General features: G+C 68.9%; 15 protein-coding genes. 7 read left to right on the top strand and 8 right to left on the bottom strand.

Features of this window, described 5'->3' with window-relative positions; genetic code table 11:
* Window positions 1-178: 178 nt before the first annotated feature.
* The 3 genes from NA4_RS12830 to NA4_RS12820 are packed head-to-tail and all read left to right on the top strand — an operon-like array spanning window position 179 to window position 6,308.
* Window positions 179-2,728: a protein kinase domain-containing protein gene (locus tag NA4_RS12830; RefSeq protein ID WP_084497038.1), complete on the top strand. Its 2,550-nt coding sequence runs from the start codon at window positions 179-181 to the stop codon at window positions 2,726-2,728.
* Complete coding sequence (locus NA4_RS40285; RefSeq protein ID WP_067469168.1) at window positions 2,725-5,595, top strand: protein kinase domain-containing protein; 2,871 nt, start codon at window positions 2,725-2,727, stop codon at window positions 5,593-5,595. Before NA4_RS12830 ends, NA4_RS40285 begins: the two co-directional genes overlap by 4 nt.
* On the top strand, window positions 5,592-6,308 hold the full coding sequence (locus NA4_RS12820) for a cyclase family protein (protein WP_084497036.1): 717 nt from the start codon (window positions 5,592-5,594) through the stop codon (window positions 6,306-6,308). Before NA4_RS40285 ends, NA4_RS12820 begins: the two co-directional genes overlap by 4 nt.
* 3 nt (window positions 6,309-6,311) lie before the next feature.
* Here NA4_RS12820 and hpt read toward each other — a convergent pair whose 3' ends face one another.
* From hpt to dacB, 4 genes are all read right to left on the bottom strand, one after another.
* The gene (gene hpt / locus NA4_RS12815; protein WP_067469162.1) at window positions 6,312-6,866 is read right to left on the bottom strand and encodes a hypoxanthine phosphoribosyltransferase; all 555 of its coding nucleotides are present in this window, start codon (window positions 6,864-6,866) and stop codon (window positions 6,312-6,314) included.
* Window positions 6,867-6,920: 54 nt separating this feature from the next.
* The gene (tilS, locus tag NA4_RS12810) at window positions 6,921-7,919 is read right to left on the bottom strand and encodes a tRNA lysidine(34) synthetase TilS (RefSeq protein ID WP_067469159.1); all 999 of its coding nucleotides are present in this window, start codon (window positions 7,917-7,919) and stop codon (window positions 6,921-6,923) included.
* Between the two features lie 333 nt (window positions 7,920-8,252).
* Window positions 8,253-9,347: an Rv3626c family coenzyme F420 biosynthesis-associated protein gene (locus NA4_RS12805; protein WP_067469156.1), complete on the bottom strand. Its 1,095-nt coding sequence runs from the start codon at window positions 9,345-9,347 to the stop codon at window positions 8,253-8,255.
* Window positions 9,348-9,360: 13 nt separating this feature from the next.
* Window positions 9,361-10,821 carry a D-alanyl-D-alanine carboxypeptidase/D-alanyl-D-alanine endopeptidase gene (gene dacB / locus NA4_RS12800; RefSeq protein ID WP_157128971.1) on the bottom strand — a complete coding sequence of 487 codons (1,461 nt, stop codon included), beginning with the start codon at window positions 10,819-10,821 and terminating at the stop codon, window positions 9,361-9,363.
* Window positions 10,822-11,016: 195 nt separating this feature from the next.
* Between dacB and NA4_RS12795 the strand changes: the two genes are divergently transcribed.
* Window positions 11,017-11,508 (top strand): inorganic diphosphatase, encoded by a 492-nt coding sequence (locus NA4_RS12795; protein WP_067469153.1) that lies wholly within the window; start codon window positions 11,017-11,019, stop codon window positions 11,506-11,508.
* 133 nt (window positions 11,509-11,641) lie between these two features.
* On the opposite strand, the gene NA4_RS12790 is transcribed toward NA4_RS12795, so the two are convergent.
* Both NA4_RS12790 and NA4_RS12785 read right to left on the bottom strand, forming a co-directional pair.
* On the bottom strand, window positions 11,642-11,884 hold the full coding sequence (locus tag NA4_RS12790; RefSeq protein WP_067469150.1) for a hypothetical protein: 243 nt from the start codon (window positions 11,882-11,884) through the stop codon (window positions 11,642-11,644).
* A 166-nt stretch (window positions 11,885-12,050) separates the two neighbouring features.
* Window positions 12,051-12,872 carry a crotonase/enoyl-CoA hydratase family protein gene (locus tag NA4_RS12785; protein ID WP_067469147.1) on the bottom strand — a complete coding sequence of 274 codons (822 nt, stop codon included), beginning with the start codon at window positions 12,870-12,872 and terminating at the stop codon, window positions 12,051-12,053.
* Between the two features lie 191 nt (window positions 12,873-13,063).
* On the opposite strand from NA4_RS12785, the gene NA4_RS12780 reads away from it, so the two are divergent.
* The 3 genes from NA4_RS12780 (at window position 13,064) to NA4_RS12770 (ending at window position 14,532) form a co-directional block, all read left to right on the top strand.
* Complete coding sequence (locus tag NA4_RS12780) at window positions 13,064-13,384, top strand: 2-oxo-4-hydroxy-4-carboxy-5-ureidoimidazoline decarboxylase (protein ID WP_067469145.1); 321 nt, start codon at window positions 13,064-13,066, stop codon at window positions 13,382-13,384.
* 53 nt (window positions 13,385-13,437) lie between these two features.
* Window positions 13,438-13,914 carry a YbaK/EbsC family protein gene (locus NA4_RS12775; RefSeq protein WP_067469142.1) on the top strand — a complete coding sequence of 159 codons (477 nt, stop codon included), beginning with the start codon at window positions 13,438-13,440 and terminating at the stop codon, window positions 13,912-13,914.
* Between the two features lie 66 nt (window positions 13,915-13,980).
* Entirely contained in the window at window positions 13,981-14,532 is a 552-nt protein-coding gene (locus NA4_RS12770; RefSeq protein WP_067469139.1) for a flavin reductase family protein, read from the top strand.
* Window positions 14,533-14,633: 101 nt separating this feature from the next.
* Here the strand turns inward: NA4_RS12770 and NA4_RS12765 are convergent, their stop codons facing one another.
* Both NA4_RS12765 and NA4_RS12760 read right to left on the bottom strand, forming a co-directional pair.
* Window positions 14,634-15,233: a Uma2 family endonuclease gene (locus NA4_RS12765; protein ID WP_067469136.1), complete on the bottom strand. Its 600-nt coding sequence runs from the start codon at window positions 15,231-15,233 to the stop codon at window positions 14,634-14,636.
* 68 nt (window positions 15,234-15,301) lie between these two features.
* A partial coding sequence (locus tag NA4_RS12760) for an aminotransferase class V-fold PLP-dependent enzyme (protein ID WP_067469133.1) occupies window positions 15,302-16,464 on the bottom strand: 1,163 nt, incomplete at its 5' end.

The raw sequence follows: 16,464 nt of genomic DNA, 5'->3' as shown, positions 1-16,464 counted from the left end.
TGTCATCCCCCGTCGCATCGTTGTCGAAATCGGGTGATCCACTGTCGAGCCGCAAGTTATCATTTCGAATACGGCGCGGGGGATGATGGTGTCGGGTGTGGCGGAGAATTTTTGCGGCACATCCACCGATCGACCGCTGCGGATTCCGCGGCGTCCGCCGAGCCCCTTAGGTCCGAGTATGAGCGCGAACTCTGAGAGCAGTTCCGATACCTACACAGGTGCGGCCACCGGTGCGGGCTATGACGACCTGTCACATGCCGAATTCAGCGCGGTAGCGGCCTTCTCCGCGGCATGGGAATCCACTCGCCGCCCGCCCGAGATCGCCGAGTATCTGCCGGACGCGACCACGTTGCGCCGTGAGGCATTGCTCGAGTTGATCCGCGTCGACTTACGCCATCGCTGGCTGCGCCGTCCCCCGGCGGGCAAGGGCGCCGCGCCGGAACCAGCCGCACGCAAACGCCTGGCTGATTACTGCGCCGAATTCCCCGAACTCACTCCCGAGGAAATCCCGGCCGGTCTGGTGTACGAGGAGTTCGTCATCCGCCGCCACAGCGGGGAACGGGTCGATCCGCGCGATTGTCTGCGCGAATATCCCGCTCAGGCGGAGGATCTGCGCGCCTTGCTGAACGCCGACGAGATAGACCAGAGCACCCGGCGCGCGGTGCTGGAGGACTCCACCAGAACCGCCTTCGCGCCCGCCCGCTCCGATCTCGCCGACACCGTATTGAACCAAACCGTCGCAGCCGATCGTGGTTCTGAGGTGACCAGAACGACCACCGCCGATCTGACGGGCACGGCCACCGCCGTTCCCACCACGATCGCGACCGGGCCGAGCCAGGTCAACGCGCTCGACCAGATCGAAATCGGTCAGCAGATCGATGACTTCGATCTGCTCACCGGTTTGGGCAGCGGTGCGTTCGCCCGGGTCTTCCTGGCCCGGCAGCGGTCGCTGCAACGGCTGGTCGCGGTCAAGATCTCCGCCGATCACGGCACCGAGCCGCAGACACTGGCCCAGCTGGACCACGACTACATCGTGCGGGTCTTCGACCAGCGGCTGCTCGGCGACGCCGAGGGCGCCGCGCGCCGGCTCCGGCTGCTCTACATGCAATTCCTGCCCGGTGGCACGCTGCTCGGGGTGCTGCGCTGGGTGCGCTCCACCCCACCCACCGAACGCAGTGGGCAACTGCTGCTGAACGCCGTCGACGCGGCGATGGAGGAGAAAGGCGAGATCCGGCCGACCGACTCCAGCGTGCGAGCCGAGATCGCGGCGCTGAGCTGGCCGGAGACGGTGGCCTGGCTCGGGCGCAGGCTGGCCGAAGCGCTGGACTACGCCTCCTCGCACGGCGTGCTGCACCGAGATGTGAAACCGGCCAACGTGCTGCTCACCGCCGAAGCCGTGCCGAAACTGGCCGACTTCAACATCAGCTTCAGTCGCAATGTGGAGGGCACCAGCCCGGTCGCCTACTTCGGCGGGTCGCTGGCCTACATGTCGCCGGAACAGCTGGAGGCCTGCCATCCCAGCTTCGACCGCAGCGCCGCCGACCTGGACACCCGCGCCGACATCTACTCGCTCGGCGTGGTGCTCTGGGAACTGCTCACCGGAGCCAAGCCATTCGACGACAGCACGGCGGGCGCGGGCGATCAGAGCGACGACACCACCCTGGAGGCCATGCTGGAGCGCCGCAGCGCCGGTGTGGACGCCGCGGCGCTGGATCGAGTTCCGCCCGACTGCCCGGCCGCCCTGCGCCGCATCCTGCTGAGCTGCCTGGCGCCTGAGCGCGACGGCCGGTGGTCCAGCGGCGCGGTCCTGGCCAGACAGCTGGAGATGTGCCTGGACCAACGCGCGCGGGAACTGGTCGACCCCGCGCCGAACAGCTGGCGGCGGCGGCTGCGCCCGCACATCGTGCTCGTGGCGCTGATATCGGTTGCGCTGCCGAATGTGCTCGCCTCGCTGTACAACATCCAGCACAACCAGCAGCTGATCATCAGCCGGATGACCGAGGAAGCCGAGCGGACCTTCCTCATCATCACCAGCGTCGTGAACGCGATCTTCTTCCCTGCCGGCATCGCGCTCGTGTTGTACATGGCCAGATATGTGCTGACGGTGCCGCGCGGTTTGCGCAAAGGACGACGATACGACCCGGACATCCTGCGGCGTGCCAGACGTGACGCGCTGCTGATGGGCGATCGTGCGGTCGCCGTGGCGTTTTCGCTGTGGGTATTGGCGGGCGCCATCTTCCCGCTCGCGCTACAGCTGTCCACCGGAGACATACCGAGAGGGGACGTGGTGCACTTCTTCTCCTCGCTGGTGGTGTGCGGGGCGATCGCAGTGGCCTATCCGTTCTTCCTGCTGACCTTCTACATGGTGCGGTGCATCTACCCGTTGTTCCTGCGGCACGGGGACATAAGTCCCGAGGACGCGGTGTGGCTGCGCGGGCTGGACCAGCGCTGCAACTGGTACCTGGCGGTGGCCGCGTCGGTGCCGCTGCTCGCGGTCGCCGGGGTGACCTTCCTCCCCGCCGAGGACATCCCGTCGGTGATCTTCGCGGTACGGCTGCTGTGCGTCGGCGGCATAATCGCGTTCGTGGGCACCTATCTGCTGTTCCGTTCGCTCGAGGCGGACCTGCGGGCACTCGAGCGCGTGGTCGACCCGGAATCCGCCGTAGCGGGCTCGCGCCCGGACCGCCAGGCGCGCGTCGAAGCGGACGTGGCGGAGACCGGCAGGTGACCTCCTCGCGCGCCGACGCTGTCGCCCGGTTCGCCACCGCATGGCAACGCAGCCTCCAAGATGATCGGGTGCCGCCGCGGATCTCGGACTACGTGCCCGACGCCACGCAGGTGCGTCTGGCCGTGCTCACCGATCTGGTGCGAGTCGATCTGCGGCGGCGCTGGGAACGCGAAGGACTCGGCAAACGCGTCGCCGAGTACCGGGAGGAATTCCCCGAAGTAGACGACAGCCCCGAACTCGTCGAGCTCGTGTGCGAGGAGTTCCTGGCGCGCCGCAGACACGCACCACTGCCGCTGCCCGACTTTCTCGCCGAGTACCCGGATCTGGCCGACGAGGTTCGCGAACGCCTCGCCGACTTCGCCGCCGACGACGCCGCGGACGTCGATATCGCCGAGTCGAGCGCGGCCGCCGCCGCGTTGGCCGATCTCTCCCCTGGCCTGCGCATCGAGGACTTCGACCTGCTCACCGACCTGGGTGGCAGCCTGCTCGGCCGGGTCTTCCTCGCCAGGCAGCGATCCATGCAGCGACTGGTCGCCGTGCGGTTCTCGGCCGGACGGGCGGGCGCACCGCAGACGATGGCCCAGCTCGACCACGCCCACATCGTGCGTGTCTTCGACCAGCGGGTGCTCAGCCCCGAAATCGCACGCACCCTGACCGTTTCCGCCGCACCCGCCCGCAACCATGCGGGCGCCGCCATCGCCGAGCCGCCGCCCGACCTCGACACCACCGTCGCCGCACCCTTCGATCCCGACGCCACAATCGCCGGACGACCTACGGGCCGCGAGGCAATCGCCCCCGACAACCACGCCCGAGACACAACGGTCGCCGCACCACACGCGCCTGGCGGAGATACCACCATCGCCGAGCCGCCGCCCGACCTCGACACCACCGTCGCCGGACCCTTCGATCCCGACGCCACAATCGCCGCGCGACCTACGGGCCGCGAGGCAATCGGCCCCGACGACGCCGGCGACACGACCGTCGCCGCACCACACGCGCCCGGCGGAGATACCACTGTCGCCATGCCGCCTGGTCTCGACGTCACGACCGCCCAGACCCCTGATCCAGACGCTGCCGCCGGTACATCCCGCCGCACTTCGCCCCGACGACACAACGGAGCGGAACGGTCTGACGAAACATCCTCCGAGGCCGAAGGCACCGTCGTCCTCACCCACCGCGACGCAACGCTCGTCGACCGGTCAACCGAATCCTCGACGTTCGTCGGTCCACCGGACCACACCGCAGCCACATCTCCGGCGCCGCGCGGTGCGACCCTTCCCTCGGCCGCTGCGACCGCCCTCCCCCGCCTCGTCTACATGCAGTACCTCCCGGGCGGCAGCGCGGTCGGCGTGCTCGAGCAACGTTGTCGCGGACCGGTGGCCGACGGCGGCGCGCTGCTGCTGCGCGCGGTGGACAGTGCCATGGAGGCCAAGAGCGAGATCCGGCCATCGGATTCCAGCGTGCGCGCCGAGATCGCGCGGCTGAGCTGGCCGGAGACCGTGGCGTGGGTGGGCAGGCGGCTGGCCGACGCGCTGGAGTACGCCGCGAACCACGGCGTGCTGCACCACGACATCAAACCGGCGAACGTCCTGTTCACCGCCGAGGGCATCCCGAAGCTCGCGGATTTCGCCCTCGGCGAGTCGGGACCGCGCAGGAACGGGGTGCCGCAGGCCGCCGTCGCGACAGATTCGCTGGCCTACCGCTCGCCCGAGCAGTTGGCGCGCTACCTCGATCCCGACGCGCCCGCGCCGGGCGACAGCAGCGATGTGTATTCCCTCGGGGTCCTGCTGTGGGAGATGCTCACGGGGGCGAGCCCGTTCGATGACCCACCGCTCGCCGAGTCCGGACCGACCGCCGAAACCTACGCGGGAATGCTCGCGGCGCGCCGACGCGGCGTCTCGGCGGTGGCGCTGTCGCGCGTGCCGGAGGGAACACCGGCCGCACTGCGCCGCGTGCTGTTGGAATGCCTGCACGTGGACCCGAAGCACAGGTGGCGCAGCGGCGCCGAACTCGCCGTTCAACTCGACCTGTGCCTGGACGCCCACGCGCGCGACCTGGTCGATCCCCCGCCGGACAGCTTCGCCTACCGGGCCCGCGGCTGGCTGCTTCCGATCGCGGCGCTGTGCATCGGCGTGCCGAACTTGCTGGCGAGCTTCTACAACATCCAGCTGAACCAGACCCTGATCATCGACCGGATGTCGCCGGCCGCCCAGGAGAAATTCGCGGCGGTCGGATTGATCAACAACCTGATCGCGTTCCCGGTGGCCGCGCTGCTGCTGCTGTTCCTCACCCGGCGTCCGCTCGCGCTCGCTTACCGTCTCAAACACGGTGGCGAGTACTCCGCGAGCACGCTCGCGAAAGCACGGCGTGACACGTTGCTGATGGGTGATTGGGCGGTGTGGGTGCCGTTCGGCTTCTGGCTGGTCGCGGGCATCATCTGGCCGCTGGGACTGGCGTTCTCGGGTGTCGACCTACCGCCGAAGACGTTCTTGCATTTCTTCGCCGCGCAGGTGGTGTGTGCGGCGATCGCGCTGGCCTATCCGTTCTTCCCGATCATGGTGTACTCGCTGCGCTCGGTCTACCCGCAATTGCTGGTGCGCGGAGGGATCGGTCCCGGTGACGAGAGCCAGCTGCGGGCCTTGGCCAAGCGCGGCAATTTCTACCTCGGCGTCGCGGCGTCGGTTCCGCTGCTCGGTGTGGCGAGCGCGACCTTCGTCGACCCGGCCGACCTGGGGTTGGTGATCGTTCCGGTACGCGTGCTGAGCGTGGGTGGCATTCTGGCGTTCGTGCTGACCTACCGGCTGTTCCGGCTTCTGGAATCCGATCTGCTTGCTGTGGCCAGGGCGATTCCGCAGCGAACGCGATGACCGCACCGCGGCCGCTGGGGCGGTTGGTGAATCTGTCGCACGTGCACGATCCGGCCACCACGCCGCTGTACCCGGACGATCCGGAATTCCGCACCGACATCGTGGCCACCATCGCGAACGACGGCTACTACCTGCGCTACATCCAGCAGGGCGAGCACACCGGGACGCACTGGGGCGCGCCGATCCACTTCGACGCCGACGGACTCGCCGCGGACCAGCTGGACCCCGACGACCTGCTGCTGCCCGCGGTGAAGATCGACCTCAGGCAGCGGTGCGCGAACGATCGCGACTACGCGATCACGATCGGTGACTTGCGCGGCTGGGAGGAGAAGCACGGCCGGATTCCGGACGGCGCCGCAGTGATCGCCTGGACCGGCTGGGACGCGAAATGGGGCACACCGGAGTTCATCGGCACCGGCGAATCGGCCGGTCGCCAACCGGGTTTCGCGGTGGAAACGGTGGAATGGCTGTTGCGCACCGGCAGGCTCGGCCACCGCGGCGCGCTCGGCATCGACACGTTCGGCCCGGATGTGGGCACCGATGACACCTACGCGGTGTCGAAGCTGCTCTACGGCGAGCATCGGATCAGCTTGGAATGTCTGGCGAACCTCGCCGGGTTACCCGCCTCCGGGGCATGGGTCCTGGTGGGCGGACCGCTCTATCGGGGCGGATCCGGTTCCCCCGCAACCATTTTCGGCATCCTGCCGAGGTAGGGATCAGCCCCCGTAAACCTTGGGGTCCAGGGTGCCGATGTAGGGCAGGTCCCGGTAGCGCTCCGCGTAGTCGAGGCCGTAGCCGACGACGAATTCATTCGGGATGTCGAAGCCGACGTGCGCGACGTCCACGTGCGTGCGTAGCGCGTCGGGCTTGCGTAGCAACGTGACCACCTCGAGCGACGCGGGGTTGCGGGTGGACAGGTTGCGCTTGAGCCAGGACAGGGTGAGCCCGGAGTCGATGATGTCCTCGACGATCAGAACGTTGCGGCCTGCGATGTCCTTGTCCAGGTCTTTCATGATGCGCACCACGCCGGAGGACGAGGTGGACGACCCGTAGGACGAGACGGCCATGAACTCCATCTGGGTCGGGATGGGCAGCGCCTTGGCCAGGTCGGTCATGAAGAAGATCGCACCCTTGAGCACGCCGACCAGCAGCAGATCACCCTCGGGAGCATCGGCGGGATAGCGCTTGGCGATGAGTTCGGCCAGCTCCCGGGTCTTGGCGGCGATCTGTTCCTCGGTGATCAGCACCGACGCGATGTCGTCCCCGTACACGTCAGCTGGATTCCCTTCCGTGGTGGTGAGCCCGATGGGCCGGTGGAGTCTGCGTCATCGCCTCCGATGGCCATTCTCGCCCAGCCGCAGTGTCAGCCTGCCATGTTCGCGCCCTGCGACCAACCTGCTCCCTGGCGTTCCTCCGCCGACCGCGACACCACCCTGTCCGCGCCAAGCCGTCACCAACTCGTCGACGGCCTGTAAATGCTTGGTGGTCAGGGCTTTCGCTCCGCCTGCCAGCAGCCATGCCCGAATTGCCCGTTTACGCAGGGCTGCGGGCGCAGTGGCGAGCGTCTCGATCACGAGCGCTTGCCCATCACTCGCGGTGTGCAGCAGTTCCGCGGCGAGCGCGTCCAGCACCGCGCCGTCTTCGCGCAGTTGCTCGGCCGTGCGGGCCAGCGCCGGGGCCACCCCGCCGCCGAGAATCTGCTCCAGCAGCGGTAATACCTCGGTGCGAAGGCGAACCCTGGTGAACTCCGGCGCCGCGTTGTGCGGGTCGTCGTGCGGCGTCACTCCCAGGTCGGCGCACAGTTGCCGGGTCGTCTCCCTGCGCACATCGAGCAACGGCCGCCCCCACGGCTCGGCACACGCGGCCATGCCCTGAATCGAGCGGCCACCCGATCCGCGCGCGAGCCCGAGCAGCACGGTTTCGGCCTGGTCGTCGAGCGTGTGACCGAGCAGCACCGGCAGACCGTTGCGCGCCGCGTCCAGTGCGGCGTATCGAGCCCGGCGCGCCGCCGCCTCCATCCCTCCCTCGGTGCCGACCTCGACCGCGAGCACCCGCGCGGACCGACAGCCGAGTGCCAACGCCTGGGCCGCCGCCTCGGCGGCAACCGCACCCGACCCCGGCTGCAATCGGTGATCGACCACCAGCGCGTCGACCGCGTTCGTCTCCACCACCGCCGCCGCCGTGAGGGCCAGCGAATCCGCGCCGCCGGACAGCGCCACCGCGACCGCCTGCTCCTGGTTTTCGCCCGGACCGAACCGGCTCAGCCACTCCCGCACCGCCCTGCGGACGGCGAGCACGGCGGCGGTCTCGGGCAGGCGCCGCACATCGTCGGCATCGGGCGCAGACCGCCCAGCACCCGGTGGCCCAGTCTCCGATCCGAAGCGCCCGGGTGTCGTTCCTGGCGCACGCCCCATGCGCGCAGCCTACCGACTGGCTGCGCCCGACGGTCCCGGCGCGGCAAACCCGTCGGAATCGCTGTCGCCGACGCAGTCGGCCCGGCCGGTTCGGCAGCGATCGACGCCATCCGTGATCGCCCTGGGTCAGCGCGCCCGGGGGCTGCGGCGGGCGGGAACCACCGTGTCGCTCGGTTCGGAAGCGGTCAGCGGGGCCGATCGCCGTCCTGACTGGGGGTCGGCAGTGCGCAGAAGCCCGCCGGCCTATCCGAGCACCCGCTCGATCCAGCGTTGTGGGTGCTCGATCTCGTCGGTGCGGGGCAGGGCGTCCGCCTCGGTCCACACGGTGTTGAACCGCGCCATGCCGACGCTGCCGACCACCTCGTCGACGAACTTCTTGCCGCGCACATACTGCGCGACCTTCGCGTCCACGCCGAGCAGGGCGCGCAGCAGGCGTTGCAGCGGATTGGTCGGACGCCTGCGGCGCTGATCGAAAGCGGTGCGAATCTGCTGCACCGTCGGCACGACCGCGGGACCGACCGCGTCCATGACGTGATCGGCGTGCCCTTCCAGCAGGGTGCCCAGCATCAGCAGGCGGTCGAGCGCCTCGCGCTGTGGCGGCGCCTGGGTGGCGCGCAGCAGGCCGACCACGCCGCGCGCGGCCGGGTCGTCGGCGACACCGCCGCGACGACGTTCGCGCAGCTCCTCGACCAGCCGGGAGAGCATCTCGGCCAGCGGCTCGTCGCCGACTTCGCCGAGCACCTCGACGTTGGCGCGCATGTACTCGGCCAGCCAGGGCGCGGAGGAGAACTGCACCCGATGCGTCACCTCGTGCAGGCAGACCCAGAGCCGGAAATCGCTCGGCGACACCCCGAGCGCACGCTCCACCGCCACGATGTTCGGCGCGACCAGCAGCAGGGTGCCGTCAGGCCCCGTGAACGGGTCGTACTGGCCGAGGATCGCGGTGGACAGGAACGCGAGCATCGCGCCAGCCTGCACACCGGCGGGCTTGCCCGCGAACAGCTTGGTTCCCGTGGGTGCACCACCGGTGCCGGTGAGCTGGGCCATGGAGTCGGCGGCGGCCGTGATCCAGCCCGGCCGGTCGACGATCCTGGCGACCGGCACCGGACGGTCGTCCAGCAATCCGCTCACCTCGCGAACCGGTGCTTCGGCGCGTACCGACGCGTCGGCCAGTTCCGCGACGACCTGTTCGGCCGAGTAGCGCGATGTGCGCGGACCCGCAGGCACCAGCGCGGAACCGGTTTTCGCGGCCAAGCGCCAATCGACCACGCCGGACAGACCTGTACGACCCTTCCGCCGCTCGACTGCGCCCACTGGGCCGGAATCTTGCTGGGTCATGGTCAACCACCCGTCACGAGCATCCACAGTTTCGCAGCGTGCCTGCGATCGCGTCCAAAGCGGGCCTGCTCACCTCCGGCGGTCGATCGTTCGACATCAGAGCGAAAGTCAGCACCCGCCCATCGGCGTCCAGCACATACCCGACCAACGCGCTGGACACCGACAGAGTTCCGGTCTTGGCCCGGACCCAGCCCGCGCCCTGCCGGTCCCTGGTGACGTATCGGCTGGTCAACGAGCCGGTCGCACCCGCGACCGGCAGATCGTCGAGCATCGGCGCCAAGGTCGCCGCGATCCGGTCGTTCTCCGGCTTGGCCTTGGTGCCCGCCGGTTGCACCATGGCGGCGCCGGTGGGCTTGGCCGCGGTCGCCACGACTCGGTCGAGCAATCGGGCGGGAAGCCGGTCGTCGACCGAAAGCCCGCTGCTGTCGTGCATATCCAAGCCGGTGACATCGAAACCGGCCGTGCGCAGCGCCGCGCGCACCGCGGCGACCCCGCCGCTGAAGGAAGCCTCGCCGCCGGTCGCCGTCGCGATCTCCCGTCCGATCGTCTCGGCGAGCACATTGTCGGAGTAGACCATCATGTCGCGCAGCCGATCGCGCAGTGGCGCCGACCGCACGCTGGCAACCTCCGCCGCGCCCTGCGGCGCGACGCCTATCCGGACCAGGGCGGGGTCGAGCCCGAGGTCGGTGGCCAGGCGCCGCCCCGCGTCGAGAGCGGGCGTGGCGGTGCGCGGCGAGTATTCGACGAGCGGTTGCAGGCGGCCGCCATCGATCATCACCGGCTCGATCGGAGCGATGGACCCCTCGGGGATGTCGATCGGGTCCCAGCCCTGAGCCATGGTCGGGCCGGTGTAGGCGGAGGTGTCGACGACGATCGTGTCCACGGGTCGGCCCGCGGCTTTGATCTGGGCCACCAGATCGGACAGGCGCGGCCCGTTCGGGTAGTAGCCCTTGCCGTCCGGCTGCGCGGTGAGCGTCGGATCGCCCCCGCCGACCAGCACCAATTCGTTCGGCGTCGAACCGGCGACCACCCTGGTGGTGACCCGGTGCTCGGCGGGCAGCGTGAGCAGAGCAGCCGCCGTTGTCAGGATCTTGGCGGTGGACGAGGGGATCATCGGTTTGTTCGCGTCGCCGCTCCACAGCACCATCGCGCTGTCGGCATCGGTCACCTGACCGGCGAACGCTCCGAGGTCCGGGTTGCCGATCACCGGGGCCAGCGCCGCGGCGATTCCCGCCGGACTCGGCGCGGGCGCGTTCGAGCGTGCGGGGCTGACCTGCGGCGACGGCTCGACCGGCGCGGGCGGCGCTGCGATGGTCAGCCTGCCGTGCCGGAATTCGGCGGTCCACGGTCGTACTGTGAAAAGCGCAACCACCACGACCCCGAGCAATACGCCCAGCGTGACCGCCACGCCGATCGATCTGTTGCGCCTGCGCCGGGCAGCCAGCCCACCGATGTTCTCGTTGCCACCAAACACGTCGCCGCCGCTCTCCTGACCGATTCCCGCAGCAGCCGCCTGCCGCACCCATCTCCCCGCCGACCACACTATCCTCGTTGCGCAACCGTTCCCCCGAACAACCTGGCGAGTCGGCACTCTCGCAGCGGCCGAGTCGGCAGTCGCCGAAAAGAAGCCGAGTCGCAGGCTCGGCACCGATGCAGTGAAGGAGATGGCGTGGAGTTCGACGTCACCATCGAGATCCCGAAGGGGTCCCGGAACAAGTACGAGGTCGATCACGAGACCGGCCGGGTCCGGCTCGACCGGTTCCTGTACACGTCCATGGTCTATCCCGCCGACTACGGCTACATCGAGAACACCCTCGGCGAGGACGGTGACCCGCTGGACGCGCTGGTCCTGCTGCCCGACTCGGTGTTCCCCGGCGTGATCGTCGAGGCCCGTCCGGTCGCGATGTACAAGATGGTCGACGAGGCGGGCGGCGACGACAAGATCCTGTGCGTGCCCGCGGGCGACCCGCGCTGGGACCACATCCAGGACCTGAAGGACGTCCCGGAGTTCGAGCTCGCCGCGATCAAGCACTTCTTCGAGCGCTACAAGGACCTCGAGCCCGGCAAGTACGTCAAGGGTTCGGAGTGGGTCGGCCGCGCCGAGGCCGAGGCCGAGGTCGAGGCTTCCATCCAGCGCCTGAAAGACCAGGGCGGGCACTGAAAGCCCGTAAGGCACAAACGAAGCGGGGAGTCCGGTGTTCCGGGCTCCCCGCTTCGTCTTCCCGGCCCATCGTGGACCGAAGGGCGAAAAGGGACATCCGGATACCGGATGCCCCTTCTCAGTGACAGGTGGCTCAGTAGTAGATGTAGAGATCCCAGCCGCTGTAGGTCTCGACGCACTCCCAGTAGTAGCCGCCGGTGCTCGGCGAGGTGCCGTCGGCGCGGCAGGCGTCGAAAGTGGCGTAGGTGCCGACGTAGGTGCCGCCATAGGCGACGTCCTGGTATCCCGGCGCGGCTGAGGCCGAAGCTGCCGTCGACACCCCGGCGACGGCGGCGATGGCCAGCAGACCAGCGGCGAGAATGGACTTGATACGCATTGTTCGTGCTCCTGAATGCGGGGCGGAATTTCTGACGTCACAGACGTTATGGGCGATCGCCGCCCCGCACAGCCACCCCTAGGGTGACGGAGGGCAACCCTGGGGCGAATCACCTTGCCCACCCTCGGCACGGCGCGTCCGTTCCGGCACGGACGCGCCGTCGGACTCACTTGCCGCGGAACTCGGGCGCGCGCTTCTCGAAGACCGCCTTGATCGCCTCGGTCAAGTCCTCCGAGGGCAGGAACGCGGCATTCCACGCCGAGACGTAGCGCAGGCCAGCGGCGACCTCGTCCTTGCGCCGCTGATCCAGCACATCCTTGACACCCTGCACGACCAGCGGCGGGTTCGCGGCGATCTCGCGCGCGGTGGCGTGCGCCGCGTCCAGCACCGCCTCCTGATCCGGGAAGACCTCGTTGACCAGGCCGATCTTCTCCGCGCGCGCGGCGTCGATGTCCTTGGCTGTATAGGCGAGCTCACGTAGGTGCCCCTCGCCGATGATGCCGGGCAGCCGGTGCAGCGACCCGATGTCGGCGACGATCGCGACCTTGGCCTCGCGCAGGCTGAACTTCGCGTCGGCGCTGGCGTAGCGGATGTCGGCGGCGGCGATGAGGTCCAGCCCACCGCCGATGCACCACCCGGCGATCGCGGCGATCACCGGCTTGCGGCAGTCCGCCACCGCCGTGACCGAAGCCTGCATACCCCGTATCTCGGTCAGGAAGTCGGTGCGCGGCGCAGCCAAGGCGCGATCGGCCAGCAGCGGGCCGAACGTGCCGCTCATCGCGGGCAAGTCGAGACCGTAGGAGAAGTGCTTTCCGGAACCCGTCAGCACGATCGCGCGGACCTCGGGATCGGTGTCCAGCGCCTGGAAGATCTCCGGCAGCTCGCGCCAGAAATCCGGGCCCATCGCATTGCCCTTGCCAGGGCCGGTCAGCGTCACCTGCGCGACGGTGTCCTTGGTTTCGACGGTAAAAGCCTGCCAATCTGTCATTTGTACAGCGTATCGAGAGAAAATGAGATCGGAACTCCGGGCCGGGACACTCCGGCATGCAGGACGCACCGCGCAAACCTCGCAGCGTGTAAATCCTGTGCAAATTAGCAGCACCGCACTGGTTCCCGGTTCGGAGGAGGCCGGATCATGGTCGAGTCAGCAAACCTCATTGATCGGGTTCGGAGGAGATCATGCTGATGCATCGCGGAATCGGCCTCGACCGATTCAATGAAATGCCGCGTGGCCGCGCGATTCACGCGCTGTACGAATGCTGCTGCAATGTCACCTGGGCGGCGAAGCTGACCGACGGCCGCCCCTACCCCGACCGGGACGCGCTGCTCACCAAGGCGGATGTCGAACTACTCGCCCTCTCCCAGCGTGATGTCGACCGCGCCTTCGAAGCGCTTGTGCACGAGCAGGTCTCGTCGCACGACGTGGCCCAGCTCGCGCGGATCACCCGTGCGCGGATCTCCGGGATGCTCGGGCCCATCGAGGGGTATCCGGAATACTGAACCGGTGCGCGACTCGCGCGGCGTACCGCCCGCAATCGCTCTACCCTGGTGAGATGCGCAGGTCGTCATTGCCACCGGTCGCCTGCCGGGTCGCCGATACCCTCATCGCCCGAGGCCACCACGGCCTGATCATGGCCCAGCCGGAGCCGACGCACACCGCCGCGGACGCCGCCGCAGCGCTCGGCGTCGACGTGGGCGCGATCACGAAATCGCTGGTCTTCCTGCTCGACGACGACCCGGTGCTGCTGCTGGTCTCCGGCGCGCACCAGGTCGACCTGGCGAACACCGGCGCGCGCCTGGAGGGCACGCTCACCCGGGCGCCCGCCAAGCTGGTGCGCGAGGTCACCGGCCAGCCGATCGGCGGTGTCGCACCGGTCGGCCATCCGACCAACCTGCCGACCTGGGTGGATAACGTGCTGTCGCGGCATCGCGAACTCTGGGCCGCCGGCGGGCACCCGAACACTATTTTCCGCACGTCGTTCCCGGAGCTGCTGCGAATCACCGCGGGTCTTCCGATCGATGTGGACTGACCGGTGGACAGCATCCAGCACCACGCGCTGGCGTGCCGGCTCGGCGACCCGGCGTAGTTTCGTCCTGTGACAGAAGCATCACGGCCCGAGACGGAACTCCAGATTCCCGATGATCTGAGCGGCATCACCGCCGAGCAGTATCGCGCCTCCATGCGCCACTACCCCGCGGGCGTCACCGTCGTCACGCTCAGTTCGCCGCGGGGGCCGGTCGGCTTCACCGCCACCTCCTTCGCGTCGCTCTCGCTGGACCCGCCGCTGGTCTCGTTCAACATCGCGCACACGTCCTCCAGCCTGACCGCCATGCTGGACGCCGAATCCGTGGTCATCCACTTCCTCGGCGAACACCAGCAGCACCTGGCCCACCGGTTCTCCCGCGCCGCCGAGGAGCGATTCACCGACCGCTCCCTGTGGACCTCCCTGGACACCGGCGAGCCGGTCCTGCACGGCACCCCCATCTGGCTGCGCACCACCGTGCAGCAGCTCATCCCCATCGGCGACCACACCTTCGTCGTCGGCCTGGTCACCCGAGTCCACGACAACACCGACGAAGAGCCCGCCGCGGCCCCCCTCCTGTACTACAACGGCCGCTACTACCGCCCGACGTTGCTGGGCGACTGAACAAATCTGGCCCAATCACCACGCTCAGCCATTGATCTCATCCTCCTCGGCGGTGTGCGGCGCTGTGCTGCAGCCGCTTACCTGGACCTCGGCGCGACATCTCAGGCTCCGTCCAAGGCGCCGAATTCGATGTAGACCGGAAAGGGATCGGTCAGCCGGAGCACCTCCTGGTGTGTCTCGGCCAGCCGGTAGCTGCGGCTCGCCCAGTCGAGGCGGTACTCCTGGATGATCTTCACTGTGCGATCGGCGGCCAAGTGCACGATCAGATAGATCGGGATCCCCTCGTTCGCATACTCGGCACACTTGTCGACGGTGTCGGTGTACTCCGATCCCGGCGAGACGACCTCCACCACCAGAAGTACGTCCGCGGTCGTCAGTTTCCGATCGCCGTCGATGCACCGGTACAACGCGACATCCGGGCGGCGGAACGAGAAGCCCGGGCCCGCCGGACGGCTCCGGACGTAGTGCATCTCGAAATCTGTCACCACGCCGGTGCACGGCTCATCGGGGCTCGCCTGCTCCAAAGAGTTCGCCAGCCGCCGGGCCACGTTGTTGTGCTGGAAGGTTCCGCTGCGGCACACGATCACGTGGCCGTCGACCACCTCGATCTGCCGCTGGACGTCTTCCGGCAGCGCGTCGTAGTCCTCCTCCGTGATGAGGAGAGCGCCCGGGTCGGTGGCCCAGACGGGCAGCATGCTCATAGGTCCACCTCGAGGTCGGGTTGCCGGATACGCCGATAGTATCCGGCAGCGCCGCTCGGACCGCGTCGTCAGCCGATCAGGCAGGGGGCCGCGCCGGTGGGGGCGGTGGAGGTGAAGGGGCGGGTTTCGGGAGTGGGGTTCCACAGGCCGTTCGTGGGGGCGTAGTCCCAAGTGGGGCCGGTGGTCACGAGGGTGGACACGGCGTCGATCAGGCGGTCCACGTCGGCGGAGGTGGTGCCGAGGCCGATGCTCGCGCGCAGGGCACCGTCCAGGCCGAGGCGGGCGAGCAGCGGGTGGGCGCAGAAGCGTCCGTCGCGCACGCCGATGCCGTGTTCGGCGGAGAGGTAGGCGGCGACATGACCGGGAGCGAATCCGTCGAGCGCGAAGGCGACGATGCCGACCGAGTCGGGGCTGTCGGACCAGATCCGCAGCAGGCGCACACCCGGGATCGCGACGAGGCCGTCGCGGAGCCGGTCGGCGAGCCGTTTCTCGTGGGCGGCAAGGGTTTCGACATCGATGGCACCGAGCGCGTCACAAGCGGCGGCCAGCGCGGCGGCGCCGAGCACGTTCGGCGACCCGGCCTCGTGCCGCTGCGGAGCGGGCGCCCACTCGGTCTCGGTAGTGCTCACCTCGCGAACCGCCCCGCCGCCGGATAGATAGGGTTGCGCCGCGTCGAGCCAATCGCGCTTGCCCACCAGCACACCAGCGCCGAAGGGCGCGTACAGCTTGTGGCCGGAGCAGGCCAGGTAGTCGATTCCGATGTCGCGCAGGCTGATCCGCCGGTGCGGAGCCAGCTGGGCCGCGTCGACCAGGATCCGGGCGCCGCACTGGTGCGCGATGGTGGCCAGCCGCTCCAACGGAAGCACCTCGCCGGTGACGTTCGACGCGCCGGTCACCGCGAGCAACGCGGCCGGCTTGCTGCACAACTCGGCGACCAGCCTGCCGACGGTCTCCTCGACGGTATCGGCCGCCTGCACGACGCGGCGGCCGTGCCTGGTCCACGGCAAGAAGTTCGCGTGGTGCTCGATATCGAGCACCACCGTGTCGCCGGGCACGCAGGACGCGAGCAGATTCAGCGAATCGGTGGTATTGCGAGTGAACACCACCACCTGGTCGTCGGCGGCGTCGAGGAACTCGGCCACCGATCCGCGGGCGGCCTCGTAGCACTCGGTAGAGATCCGCGACGCGTAACCCGCGCCGCGGTGCACGCTCGCGTAGAACGGCAGCAGCC

The sequence above is a fragment of the Nocardia amamiensis NBRC 102102 genome, assembly GCF_001612745.1.
Taxonomy (GTDB): Bacteria; Actinomycetota; Actinomycetes; order Mycobacteriales; family Mycobacteriaceae; genus Nocardia; species Nocardia amamiensis.
The sequence above is the reverse complement of the archived record's forward strand: the minus strand, read 5'-3'. Positions and strand labels throughout refer to the sequence as shown.

What these genes read in the sequence shown, in the direction of transcription:
- NA4_RS12765 (WP_067469136.1), bottom strand. Translation starts at nt 15,233, where the DNA reads ATGAGCATGCTGCCCGTCTGGGCCACCGACCCGGGCGCTCTCCTCATC.
- NA4_RS12785 (WP_067469147.1), bottom strand. Translation starts at nt 12,872, where the DNA reads ATGACAGATTGGCAGGCTTTTACCGTCGAAACCAAGGACACCGTCGCG.
- NA4_RS12775 (WP_067469142.1), top strand. Translation starts at nt 13,438, where the DNA reads ATGCGCAGGTCGTCATTGCCACCGGTCGCCTGCCGGGTCGCCGATACC.
- NA4_RS12805 (WP_067469156.1), bottom strand. Translation starts at nt 9,347, where the DNA reads ATGACCCAGCAAGATTCCGGCCCAGTGGGCGCAGTCGAGCGGCGGAAG.
- NA4_RS12820 (WP_084497036.1), top strand. Translation starts at nt 5,592, where the DNA reads ATGACCGCACCGCGGCCGCTGGGGCGGTTGGTGAATCTGTCGCACGTG.
- NA4_RS12790 (WP_067469150.1), bottom strand. Translation starts at nt 11,884, where the DNA reads ATGCGTATCAAGTCCATTCTCGCCGCTGGTCTGCTGGCCATCGCCGCC.
- NA4_RS12830 (WP_084497038.1), top strand. Translation starts at nt 179, where the DNA reads ATGAGCGCGAACTCTGAGAGCAGTTCCGATACCTACACAGGTGCGGCC.
- NA4_RS12780 (WP_067469145.1), top strand. Translation starts at nt 13,064, where the DNA reads ATGCTGATGCATCGCGGAATCGGCCTCGACCGATTCAATGAAATGCCG.